This is a genomic window from Bacillus sp. MBGLi79, from assembly GCF_002953915.1.
This window is the reverse complement of sequence record NZ_CP026521.1, coordinates 4,498,971-4,511,238: the sequence shown is the minus strand read 5'-3', so window position 1 is coordinate 4,511,238 and position 12,268 is coordinate 4,498,971. Positions and strand designations below refer to the sequence as shown.

General features: G+C 45.0%; 12 protein-coding genes. 8 read left to right on the top strand and 4 right to left on the bottom strand.

Annotation, left to right across the window (positions count from 1 at the left end; translation table 11 throughout):
* Positions 1–155 precede the first annotated feature (155 nt).
* From efeU to C1T29_RS22995, 4 genes are all read left to right on the top strand, one after another.
* Positions 156–1,601 (top strand): ferrous ion permease EfeU, encoded by a 1,446-nt coding sequence (gene efeU, locus C1T29_RS23010; RefSeq protein WP_103749228.1) that lies wholly within the window; start codon positions 156–158, stop codon positions 1,599–1,601.
* A complete protein-coding gene (gene efeM / locus C1T29_RS23005; RefSeq protein WP_103749229.1) occupies positions 1,598–2,755 on the top strand; it encodes an iron uptake system protein EfeO in 1,158 nt (385 codons plus the stop codon). The genes efeU and efeM overlap by 4 nt, the downstream gene beginning before the upstream one ends.
* Positions 2,756–2,773: 18 nt before the next feature.
* The gene (gene efeB, locus C1T29_RS23000) at positions 2,774–4,024 is read left to right on the top strand and encodes an iron uptake transporter deferrochelatase/peroxidase subunit (RefSeq protein WP_069838454.1); all 1,251 of its coding nucleotides are present in this window, start codon (positions 2,774–2,776) and stop codon (positions 4,022–4,024) included.
* 281 nt (positions 4,025–4,305) lie between these two features.
* Positions 4,306–4,908 (top strand): DsbA family oxidoreductase, encoded by a 603-nt coding sequence (locus tag C1T29_RS22995; RefSeq protein WP_095431106.1) that lies wholly within the window; start codon positions 4,306–4,308, stop codon positions 4,906–4,908.
* A 29-nt stretch (positions 4,909–4,937) separates the two neighbouring features.
* Here the strand turns inward: C1T29_RS22995 and C1T29_RS22990 are convergent, their stop codons facing one another.
* The 3 genes from C1T29_RS22990 to slrA all read right to left on the bottom strand — a co-directional run bounded on the left by C1T29_RS22990 (position 4,938) and on the right by slrA (position 7,386).
* Positions 4,938–6,479, bottom strand: a complete 1,542-nt coding sequence (locus C1T29_RS22990) for a solute symporter family protein (protein WP_095431107.1) — start codon at positions 6,477–6,479, stop codon at positions 4,938–4,940.
* Positions 6,476–6,784: a DUF485 domain-containing protein gene (locus C1T29_RS22985; RefSeq protein ID WP_003222190.1), complete on the bottom strand. Its 309-nt coding sequence runs from the start codon at positions 6,782–6,784 to the stop codon at positions 6,476–6,478. Before C1T29_RS22985 ends, C1T29_RS22990 begins: the two co-directional genes overlap by 4 nt.
* Before the next feature lie 443 nt (positions 6,785–7,227).
* Positions 7,228–7,386, bottom strand: a complete 159-nt coding sequence (gene slrA / locus C1T29_RS22980; RefSeq protein ID WP_014665849.1) for a transcriptional regulator SlrA — start codon at positions 7,384–7,386, stop codon at positions 7,228–7,230.
* Between the two features lie 354 nt (positions 7,387–7,740).
* Between slrA and slrC the strand changes: the two genes are divergently transcribed.
* The 4 genes from slrC to galT all read left to right on the top strand — a co-directional run bounded on the left by slrC (position 7,741) and on the right by galT (position 11,613).
* The gene (gene slrC, locus C1T29_RS22975) at positions 7,741–8,412 is read left to right on the top strand and encodes a transcriptional regulator SlrC (protein ID WP_095431108.1); all 672 of its coding nucleotides are present in this window, start codon (positions 7,741–7,743) and stop codon (positions 8,410–8,412) included.
* A gap of 17 nt (positions 8,413–8,429) precedes the next feature.
* Positions 8,430–8,813 carry a GtrA family protein gene (locus C1T29_RS22970; protein ID WP_095431109.1) on the top strand — a complete coding sequence of 128 codons (384 nt, stop codon included), beginning with the start codon at positions 8,430–8,432 and terminating at the stop codon, positions 8,811–8,813.
* An 82-nt stretch (positions 8,814–8,895) separates the two neighbouring features.
* Positions 8,896–10,068: a galactokinase gene (locus C1T29_RS22965; protein ID WP_095431110.1), complete on the top strand. Its 1,173-nt coding sequence runs from the start codon at positions 8,896–8,898 to the stop codon at positions 10,066–10,068.
* Between the two features lie 3 nt (positions 10,069–10,071).
* Positions 10,072–11,613, top strand: a complete 1,542-nt coding sequence (galT, locus tag C1T29_RS22960) for a UDP-glucose--hexose-1-phosphate uridylyltransferase (RefSeq protein WP_103749230.1) — start codon at positions 10,072–10,074, stop codon at positions 11,611–11,613.
* A 70-nt stretch (positions 11,614–11,683) separates the two neighbouring features.
* Here the strand turns inward: galT and C1T29_RS22955 are convergent, their stop codons facing one another.
* Positions 11,684–11,929: a GlsB/YeaQ/YmgE family stress response membrane protein gene (locus tag C1T29_RS22955; protein ID WP_009968363.1), complete on the bottom strand. Its 246-nt coding sequence runs from the start codon at positions 11,927–11,929 to the stop codon at positions 11,684–11,686.
* Between the last annotated feature and the right edge of the window lie 339 nt (positions 11,930–12,268).

The window sequence follows — 12,268 nt, the reverse complement described above, 5'->3', positions numbered from 1 at the left end:
ACGTTCTTCTTCCTTCAAAAGGCTGTTCTATAAAGGACAGCCTTTTTGCTTTATATCAAGGTTTTCAGACCTTCAAATTTTAATTGACAAAGGACAGGAACTGGCTATGATTATGTTATACAATGATAATCATTTTCAGTTATAGGAGGAACATGATGGCTCGGGGGCTGGCACTTATTTTATTCAGCTTGTTGATAGTTTTCGGTTCTGCGGCACACGCGGAAGATGATCCGATCGCTGCATTAATTCAATTAAACAAGCAAATGATCAAATCCGTACAAGACGGAGATATAGACTCGGCACAACAAACGTTTGAAACCTTCAAGGCGAAGTGGAAAAAAGAAGAACCTTCTATTAAGAAGGAAAACCTTTCTTCTCACAGCGAAATGGACGCGAATATCGCAATGATTTCTCTTTCTTTTATCAATCAAGATGCAGACAAGCTCAAAACACAGCTTGAAGAGCTTTCGTCTCATTTAGAAACCTATCAGCAGGCTGTCGTGCTGAAAAAGACATCCTCAGGTCAATCAAGGGCATCCTTAACAGCCTATATACACAGCTTGAAAGACACGAAGCAGTTAATAGAAAAAAAACAATTGGATGAAGCGTCATCTGCAATCGACAATTTAGTTACATCCTGGCTCGCCGTAGAGGGAGACGTCGTTTCCCAATCGAAAGAAGCCTATACGACGTCAGAGGAAAATCTAGCGTTGATGAAAGCTGAGATCGGCAGCCATCCCGAAAAGGTATCAAAGCAAATTGACGAAATGATTCAATTGCTCGAGCCGATCGCTTCAAGCAGCTACAGCTGGTGGGACGCGGCGCTGATCCCGATTCGTGAAGGAATGGAGGCCCTCCTTGTCATCGGAGCGCTACTAACCATGACAAAAAAAGCGCGGGTCACGCGCTCCTCGGCATGGATCTGGGGCGGGGCGTCCGCCGGCATGGTTGTTTCCTTAGCAGCCGGCATCGGTGTCACGGTTCTGTTCTCCTCCAGTGTATTCGGAGAAAATAATTTCTTGCTTGGCGGTGTTACCGGCGTATTGTCCGCTGTCATGCTTTTGTATGTCGGGGTGTGGCTGCACAGAAACGCCTCAATGGATAAATGGAGAGAAAAAATCAATATCCAGAAGTCCCAGGCACTGAAAAAACGAAGCTTGCTTTCCTTTGCGCTCATTGCATTTCTGGCAGTTGTAAGAGAAGGTCTCGAAACGGTCATCTTTTTCATCGGGCTTGTCGGGAAGCTCCCGCTCACTGAACTGATCGGCGGAACTGCCGCAGGGCTTATCGTTCTCGTTATCGTCGGTGTTCTGATGATCAAGCTCGGAATGCGCATTCCATTGAAGCCGTTCTTTCTTCTATCAATGGCGGTTGTCCTGTATATGTGCGTGAAATTTCTCGGAACCGGCGTTCACAGCCTTCAGCTGGCGGGCATTCTTCCGTCTGATGCAGAAAGCTGGCTGCCATCTGTATCGGTGTTAGGAATTTATCCGTCCGTTTACAGCACGATTCCGCAATTGCTGATTTTACTCTTTTTATTGATTGCGCTTGTTTCAGAAGCGGCAAAACATTTTACAAACGGAAAGGAACTGACAAAATGAATTTCACAAAAATCGCTGTATCAGCCGGATGCATCCTTGCGCTGTGCGCGGGCTGCGGAGCCAACGACACATCTTCAACTAAAGAAAAAGCTTCATCTGAGAAAAGCGGGGTCACGAAAGAGATCTCCGCATCGGTAAATAAAATGGAAACCATCATTTCCAAGCTGAATGACTCAGCGGAAAAAGGAGACCAAAAAGAGATTGAAAAGAAGGGGAAAGAGTTAAACAGCTACTGGCTTTCCTTTGAAAATGATATTCGCAGCGACTATCCATTCGAATATACAGAAATCGAAAAGCATCTTCAGCCAATCTACACAGAAGCGCAAAAAGACAAACCGGATACAGCAAAAATCAAGACAGAATCCGAGTCACTGAAAGCATCCTTAGAAGACCTGACAGAAGCAAAGAAGAGCGGCAAAAAGGCTAGCGATCAGCTGGCAAAAGCAACGGATGAATATAAAGGCTATGTCAAAGAGCAGAGTGACCAGCTTGTCAAAGCGACTGAAGCATTTACAAGCGCTGTGAAATCCGGCGATATCGAAAAATCTAAAACGTTATATGCGAAAGCGCGTGTTTATTACGAGCGAATCGAGCCGATCGCTGAAAGCCTTGGAGATCTTGACCCGAAAATTGATGCACGAGAAAACGATGTTGAAGAAGGAGACAAATGGACAGGCTTCCATAAGCTTGAGAAGGCCATTTGGAAGGATCAAGATATTTCCGGGGAAAAGGCAACAGCTGACCAGCTTCTCAAAGATGTAAAAGAGCTTGACGGTTCAATTCAATCACTGAAATTAACACCTGAACAAATTGTAGCAGGCGCGATGGAGCTTCTGAACGAAGCCGGGATTTCGAAAATCACGGGAGAAGAAGAGCGCTACTCACGAATCGACTTAGTCGATCTTATGGCAAATGTAGAAGGCTCCGAAGCCGTTTATCAAACAGTGAAAAGCGCGCTTGTAAAAGATCACTCCGACTTGACGGAAAAACTGGATACGGAATTCAGCGAATTTGAAGTTTTAATGGCAAAATACAAAACAAATGATCAGTCCTATACGTCTTATGATAAATTAAGTGAAAAGCAAATCAGAGAGCTGAGCACTAAGCTGACGACTCTTTCTGAAACCATGTCGAAGATTGCGAATGTGCTATAAAAGGAGTTTTGTAACATCATGAGCGATGAACAAAAAAAGCCAGAACAAATTCACAGACGGGACATTTTAAAATGGGGGGCAATGGCGGGGGCAGCCGTTGCGATCGGTGCCAGCGGACTCGGCGGACTCGCTCCGCTTGTGCAGACCGCGGCTAAGCCATCGAAAAAGGATGAAAAAGAGGATGACCAGGTCGTTCCGTTTTACGGAAAGCATCAGGCCGGAATCACAACTGCCCATCAAACGTATGTCTACTTTGCTGCGCTGGATGTGACAGCAAAAGAGAAAAGCGACATCATTACATTATTTAGAAACTGGACAAGTCTCACACAGATGCTGACGTCTGGCAAGAAAATGTCGGCTGAGCAGAAAAATCAATATCTGCCGCCGCAGGATACAGGTGAGTCTGTTGATTTACCCCCTTCCAACTTAACGGTCACATTCGGATTCGGGCCTGGCTTTTTTGAAAAAGACGGAAAGGACCGCTTCGGGCTGAAAAGCAAAAAACCGAAGCACTTGGCCGCTCTTCCAGCGATGCCGAATGACAACCTGGATGAAAAGCAGGGAGGCGGGGACATCTGCATTCAAGTGTGTGCAGACGATGAGCAAGTGGCGTTTCACGCGCTGCGCAACCTGTTAAATCAAGCGGTCGGCACTTGTGAGGTCCGCTTTGTGAACAAAGGCTTTTTAAGCGGAGGGAAAAATGGTGAAACACCGCGCAACCTCTTCGGGTTCAAAGATGGAACAGGCAACCAGAGCACGGAGGATGACAGCTTGATGAACTCGATCGTGTGGATTGAGTCCGGTGAGCCTGACTGGATGACGGGCGGCACCTATATGGCTTTTCGGAAAATCAAAATGTTCCTTGAGATATGGGATCGCTCTTCCCTCAAGGACCAAGAGGATACCTTCGGCCGCAGAAAAAGCTCAGGGGCGCCTTTCGGACAGAAAAAGGAAACAGATCCCGTGAAGCTGAATCAAATTCCGTCTAATTCGCACGTCAGTCTAGCGAAATCTACTGGAAAACAAATTTTGCGAAGAGCTTTCTCTTACACAGAAGGACTTGATCCGAAAACCGGCTATATGGATGCAGGTCTCCTGTTTATCAGTTTTCAAAAAAATCCCGACAATCAGTTTATCCCGATGCTGAAGGCTCTTTCAGCAAAGGATGCGTTAAACGAATATACACAAACAATCGGTTCTGCTTTATATGCATGCCCAGGCGGCTGCAAAAAAGGAGAATATATTGCCCAGCGTTTGCTGGAATCATAAAAGAAGCCTTTACAGGCTTCTTTCAGCGTGTCGACAAACCCTCGCATTCGTTGTCAAGCCTGTGCGTTGGTGCTCACGAATTAGAGCATTCGCTCCGCTCCAATGCTCGGCTTTCCTAGACTTCAAGGGTTTTCAATCACGCTGAAAGGATGACAAAATCCTAAAACTTTTTAGGATTTTGTCAACAATCTGAAAGAAGCCTTATCGGCTTCTTTTTAAAAAAACAGTTGTAACTTTAATTGTTACAGTTTAAAATCAATTTATACGAAAGGAGAATTATCATGACAGTACACATCAAAGTTTATTCAGATTACGTCTGCCCATTTTGTTTCGTTGGAAAAGCCGCTTTTGAAGAAGCGATAAAAGGAAAGGATGTTGAAGTCGAGTGGATGCCGTTTGAACTGCGCCCAAGCCCATCCCCTCAGCTTGATCCGGTCAATGATCCGTCCAAACAATACATGTGGCAGACTTCCATTCAGCCAATGGCGGAGAAATTAGGAGTCGAGATCAATTTTCCAAACGTCTCGCCCCATCCGTATACAGATCTCGCGTTTGAAGGCTTCCATTTTGCGAAGGAATTCAATAAAGGACATGAATACAACACCCGTGTCTTTCAGGCATTTTTTCAAGAGGGACAAAATATCGGCGACATTGACATCTTGACGAAGCTCGCCGAGGAAGTGGGATTAGACGGAGCATCATTTCAATCAGCACTGGAAGCAAGAACATATCAGGACGTGCAGCGCCAAGCCTTGAAGCACGCCTATGAAGAGGCTGACATCACAGCCGTTCCAACCTTTATTATTGGCGACACTGTCATTCCGGGTGCGGCCGGCAAGGATGTATTTGAAAAAGCGATTTCTGACGAGCAGAAGAAAAAGTAAGGGAAAAGCTCTCGATAAAGAGAGCTTTTTTACTCCTGTTCCATATGAATGCCGGTATGCGCCTTCACCTGTATTTCTGCAAAGGTATCTTCATCAATTGTTTTATCAGACGACAGCACCGTTCCGAGCCACGCGCCGAGGAAGCCAAGCGGGATGGAAATAATCCCTGGATTAGACAGCGGGATGAGCGGATCGCCTGTGAAAATAGCACCTCCGGCCGGATCCCACACACTAGGGCTCATCGACACAAGCACAAGCGCGCTGATCAGGCCTGTCAGACTTCCCCATAAAGCGCCTGAAGCATTGAATCGTTTCCAAAAGACAGTAAACACAATCAGCGGGAGATTTGCGCTGGCGGCTACCGCAAACGCAAGGGCAACAAGGAACGCCACATTTAAGGACTGTGCAAAAATCGCTAGAAGAATCGAGAGCACTGAGACGGCGACAGAAGCCCATCTGGCCGCTTTCATCTGTTCTTTTTCAGTTGCCTCTCCTTTTCTGATGATCTGGCTGTAAATATCATGGGCAAATGCTGAGGCGGCAGACAGCACCAATCCTGTCACGACAGCCAAAATGGTAGCAAAGGCAATGGCTGATACAAACGCGAATAGGAAGTCTCCCCCGAGCGCTTTTGCTAAAAGCGGAGCCGCCATATTTCCCGCTTGATCAGCTGCCGTAATCGCGTCAAAACCGACAAATGCAGCAGCGCCAAAGCCGAGAAACACCGTCATAATGTAAAACACGCCGATAATCCATGTCGCTGACACAACAGATGTACGGGCCGTTTTGGCATCCTTAACCGTATAAAACCGGATCAGTATATGCGGAAGCCCGGCGGTTCCCAGCACGAGTGCCAAGTTTAACGATAAGGTTTCAAGCGGCACCTTGTATTTATTCCCGGGATTCAAGAAATCAGCGCCAAGCGGAGTAGCCGTTTTCATCTGTTCAAACATGGTATTAAGGCTAAAGCCGAATTTTGAAAACACGATGATCGAAATCACGAGTGTGCCGGCCATCAGCAAAACGGCTTTAATAATTTGAACCCAGCTTGTCGCGATCATGCCCCCAAACACGACATAAATGGTCATCAGCACTCCGACGATGAGAACCGCCGCGGTGTAATCCAGTCCAAGAAGCAGTTTGATCAGCGCGCCTGCCCCCACGAGCTGGGCAATCATATAAAAAGTAGAGATGGCAATGGTATTGAGCGCCGCAACTCCGCGGATTTTCTTTTCTTTAAATCGAGCGGCTATCATGTCTGCCATTGTATACTTTCCAAGATTCCGAAGCGGTTCCGCCACGATATACAAGACAACGAGATAAGCCACAAGAAAACCGATGCTGTAAAAGAAACCATCAAATCCATATAACGCAATCATTCCGGCAATCCCAAGAAACGAGGCGGCAGACATATAGTCACCCGCAATTGCCAGTCCATTCTGAACACCGGTGAGCCCGCCGCCCGCCGTATAAAACTCACTTGTCGTTTTTGTCTTCTTCGCGGCAAAATACGTGATAATAAGCGTCAGGCCGACAATCGCCAAAAACAATAAAAAAGCGGTCATATTCATGTCTGTTCACCCTTTAGATCTTCTTTTAAAGCGCTTACATACCGATCGAAATGAGCTGCTCTCCGGGAATACACCGTACTCAGTATCCAGGTCATGGCGAATTGGGCGATGGCGAACAGCCAAGCCCATGAAACAGCTCCAATGGCCGGCGCATTCAAAAAGGTGAAATAAGATGTCAAAACAGGAAGTGAAAAATAAAAGACAAAAAAGAAAATCGCTGAAGGAACAATAAAAGCGCGTTTCTGCTTTAAAAAAGCTTGGAAAGACGGCGTTGCAGCAATCTGTTTGTAATCAGCTTTGTACATGGCTTTCCTCCTTTTATTCGCTATACGTAAGCAAAAAGGTACACCAATAGGTATGTACTGAAAGTCTGATTTATGCGTTGAACTATACCTGGAGGATGAAAAAAGAAGGAAGTCGTGAAGAAGTGAACACAGCGGTATAAAGACAGGCGAAGGTTTTCAAGCTCGGCCGTGTATAAACGAGTTTGCTTTCAAAACCTCACCGAATGCAGCTTCTTCTCAGCAAAGCTGCTGTTTATCAGAGCACGGTTATCATATTCACATCACCTCTTTATGACAATGCATGTGCCAAGAGGTGATCGCATCACCGGCTGTCTGTTGTTGTTAGCTGACACACCGTTTGTCCTCAAGCTAAGCGCAGCAATGTGCTTTCGAAATAGAGGATATGGTGAAAACTCAGATCAGGTGATAGAAAAGCCAGAGGTAAATAGATCCGCCTGTTCGGATTAGTCTTGGCGGACGGTTTTTTTGTGGTTTTTCTTTCTCGATGCTGCTTCAGATTCTAAAAACTGCCTCACATCATGAATGCCTAATCCAATGGATCTAGCTTCTTGAATCAACATATGCCAACCTTTGTCCAAATCTTTTTTAACATGAGTTTTCATAGTAACCTCCAATTGTATAAAATGTTTTCCTGCAACATGCGGGCAATAAAAGACAAGCCGGCGCGATGATGAGGCGAGTACAACAAATTTCACACATAGTTGCTCGGTGTTCACAAACTGAAGGAAAAACCACCTACCTATTCCCTAAAAAAATGACTAATATAACCAATGGATCTTAATTATAATAATAAACAATTAAATACTGACTGGATAGTATGTAAATGAAAATAAATCAATTAGCCTATTAAAAATGACCCCTGGGAAACCGAATAGCATAACCGTTCAAAGAAATAAATACCGCTAAAGATTGATCCGGTGTAAGATAAGGGTAATCATTACCGCCAGGAGAAAAATATGAAAAAAAACAAATTTCAAATCAAAAGAGAAGCAACATTTGAAAGTTTTATAGAAGCTGGCGTGAATTTGTTGATTGATCGAGCGTATGATCCGGTTTCTGTAGAAGATATCAGCAGAGCCGCCGGATACAGCAAAGGAGCGTTTTATGTTCATTTTGTCAGCAAGGACGATTTTCTGCTGTATCTTCTTGAAAAACGCCAGATGAAAAAAAAGATCATTATAGGGTACCTTGATCAAATGGAGCGGGAATCAGTGAAATCGCTGACATTGGACGAGGCTGCAAAACACGCTGCAGAACTGCTTTATTCCTATTACATAAATAAACCGTCGTGGGACATTACCTCGTTTGCCATGAACATGCCGACATATAAAGTCTTACAGAAATGCAAGGCCTATGTCCGGCTGTACGAATTGTGGGTGGAAGAAAATGTGTTGTTTATTAATTGGCTGAAGGAGAGAAAGCTGATTGACGCCTGTATTGATCCGGAATATACGGCTAAAATAATATGTGCAGTCCTCGACGGAATCATCAAACAATCATATGTATTGGGCCAGCCCGCCACCTTCCGCAGCTTTTTAGACGCACTTTCGGCATTTTTCACCTTAGACAGAGCGCACGAGAGGCCAAGAATTTTGAAAAGTTTTTCAGAAAGCGAGGAACATCAGTGAAGTATAGAGAAATGATTATGTATGTCATTATGGGGGTTTTCACAACCATTGTGAATATCGCCAGCTTTTATATATTGGTAGAGATGATAAATATGGATTACAAAGCCGCCACTGTCGCTGCTTGGATTTTGTCCGTGCTGTTTGCTTACATAACAAATAAATTATATGTGTTTCAGCAAAAAACACATGATCTGCAGAGCCTGCTGAAAGAGATCACTGCTTTTTTCAGCGTTCGGGTCCTGTCTCTCGGCATAGATTTAGGCATGATGATCATTCTTGTCGGCCAGTTCAATACAAATGAAACCTTGGCCAAAATACTCGACAACGCAGTCATTGTTGTCGTCAACTATGTTGCGAGCAAATGGCTCGTCTTCAAAAAAACAAAAGAAGAAGGGGTATGACAGAGGACAGCAGCATATGATCTACCGTTTTCTCTGAAGAAATAAAGGGAATAAAAAATAAAAACCAGAAAGGTGATTGCACATGCGGGAAGAGCTAAAGGGGATATTTGCAAGTGTATTCGGAGAAAAAGAGGGATTACGGTTTTTTTTCGCACCTGGAAGAGTGAATTTGATTGGAGAACATACTGACTATAACGGCGGGCATGTATTTCCGTGCGCGCTGACAATGGGTACATATGCTGCTGTTGCAGAAAGAAACGACGGGCTTGTCCGGATGTATTCAGATAACTTTAAAAACGCAGGCATCAAGGAGTGCAGCCTTGGCGACATTCACTATCAAAAAGAAGACGACTGGGCGAACTACCCGAAAGGCGTTATTTATGAATTCCAGCAGAGGGGCTATTCTGTTCCCCATGGCTTTGACATTGTATTTTCAGGAAATATTCCAAACGGGGCGGGGCTGTCGTCGTCCGCTTCTATTGAACTGCTGATGGGAGTCGTCCTCCAAAGCTATTTTCATCCTGAAGTAGATGCGCTTGAGCTTGTGAAAATGGCGCAGCATGCGGAAAACCACTTTATCGGCGTCAATTGCGGGATTATGGACCAATTCGCAATCGGAATGGGGAAAAAACATCATGCGATGCTGCTGAACTGTGACACGCTTGACTATGAATATAGCAAGCTCGATGTCTCTGGCCTCGCGCTGGTCATCGCGAATACGAACAAAAAAAGGACATTGGCAGACTCAAGCTATAATACGAGACGCCAAGAATGCAACGATGCATTGCTTGATCTGCAAAAAGGCCTCGATATTGCCTCGCTGGGCGACGTCACGCCTTCTGATTTCGATGCGCATTCCAGCCTGATCCAAAATGAAACGAACAGACGACGGGCAAAGCACGCTGTATACGAAAATCACCGTGCCATCAAGACAGCCCATATGTTCAAAGAAAACAATATAGATGAGATCGGGCGTTTAATGAAGGAATCCCATCTTTCATTGAAGGATGACTATGAAGTAACATGCCCTGAACTTGATGAGCTTGTGTTTGCGGCGTGGGATCACGAAGGTGTAATTGGATCAAGAATGACGGGCGCGGGCTTCGGCGGCTGCACCATCAGCATTGTAAAAGATGTGTTTGTGGATGATTTTATTCAAAAAGTTGGAGACAGATATCAAGAAAAAACAGGGCTCCAAGCGGATTTTTATGTCGCCGATATCGGAGAAGGAGCAAGAGAACTAAAGGGGGAGTGACACATGAGTATTGTAGAACATCTGGAACAGCTGCTTGAGTATGGCCTAGAACGAAAACTGATTTCAATCTGGGATCGGGAATATACGAGAAACCGTCTTTATGAAGCGCTGGGCATCACACATCCCGAGCCGGTCTCCAGCACCTCTATTAAGCAGTCACAAAGCCTTCCGGACTTACTCGCTCCCATTTATAAATGGGCTGCGGAAACCGGCCGAATGGAAGCGGATACAGATACGTACCGTGACCTGCTCAGCGCAAAGCTGATGGGCTGTTTTGTACCTCCTCCATCCGAGGTCATTCGCAAGTTTGAAGAAACAAAAGCATTATACGGCCCAAAACAGGCGACAAAGGAATTCTATCAATATTCAGAGGATGTCTATTATATACGTACTGACAGAATCGCCAAAAATGTTCATTGGACAGTACCGACCGAATATGGCGAGCTGGAAATGACCATTAACCTATCCAAGCCTGAAAAGGACCCGAAAGCGATTGCGGCTGCAAAAGAGCAGGTGCAGACAAATTATCCGATGTGTTTGCTGTGTAGAGAAAATGTCGGGTTTGAGGGAAATGTGAATCATCCAGCCCGGCAAAATCACAGAATCATTCCAGTCATCCTTGAAGACGAACAATGGTTTTTGCAATTCTCGCCATACGTCTATTATCCAGAGCATTGCATCGTCTTAAAAGGTGAACATGAACCGATGGAGATCAGCAAAAAAACATTTGAAAGGCTGATGTCGTTTCTTGGGCAGTATCCGCATTATTTTATCGGTTCGAACGCGGATCTCCCGATTGTCGGAGGCAGCATCCTAACCCATGATCATTTTCAAGGCGGCGCGCATGATTTTCCAATGGCACGTGCAGAAGCGGAAGACGTTTATGACTTAAATGATTATCCCAGCGTGTCGCTGGGCTTAGTGAAGTGGCCGATGTCTGTGCTCAGGCTCCAAGGAGACAAACCGGATCGTGTCGCTGAAGCTGCTGATCATATCTTCCGCACGTGGCAAACGTATTCCGATGAAAAAGCCGGCATTGCCGCCTATACAGGCGATACGCCCCATAATACGGTCACACCGATTGCGCGGCGCAGGGGAGAATTGTACGAACTCGATATCGTACTGAGGAACAACCGGACGGATGAGGAGCATCCATTAGGAATATTTCATCCTCATCAAGAAGTCCACCATATTAAAAAAGAAAATATCGGCCTGATTGAGGTCATGGGATTGGCGATATTGCCTGGCCGCTTACAGAAGGAAATGAAAGAAACGGCAGCGGCACTATGCTCTGCTGATCCAAAAACAGCCTTAGAACAAAATCCGCTCACGGCAAAACATAGTGAGTGGGCTATTCGGATGATGGAAAAAAGAACCATAACAAAAGAGAATGCAGATCTAGTCATAAAAGAAGAGCTGGGACATGTATTCGCTCGCATTCTTGAACATGCCGGTGTGTTTAAACAGACAACGGAAGGAAAACAGGCCTTCAGAAGGTTTATCGACCAGTTGGGCGCCAAACCAGTCAAAAGCCTCAACCGCTAGGGTTGAGGCTTTTTCGATTTTTATGGCAAAACAAACACCCAAAGCGCTGACGCTTTGGGTGCTGCTGCTTTTATCCTCTTTTTCTGGTTAACAGGCTTACTAGAAAGACAACAATGGCTGCGCCGATTACCGCTGGAATAATGGCAAATCCGGCTAGGTGCGGCCCCCATGTTCCAAGCAGCCCGTGTCCGATCCAGGCGCCAATAAGACCTGCGATCATAGACCCGATAATTCCTCCGGGCATATCTCCTTTTACAAACAGGCTTCCAAGCCATCCGATAATAATAGCGACGATAAGTGAAATAAGAAAACTCATCATGCAACACATCCTAATTTTTATTTATTTGCTTATATCATTCCTCTTTTTTGTATAAGATAAACAACTGGATGCTCTCATAAAAAAATGCGGACAATTCAGAGCATATTGGCTCTTCATTGCGCCTTTTCTTTCAATATTTGATGCGTTAAAATGGTAACCGTGTGAAAAGATGCTAGACAAGGAAAAAATAATTCCTATCTAGAAAGTTTAACAAAATGAAATTTTTGATTGACCTAAGTTTTTTATTGTGGTAAACCTTTATTTGTCAGAATTAGTTCTTCATCATCTTTTCTTTACTTATATGCGCCAATCACAATCTGCCGTCAGTAACAGCGG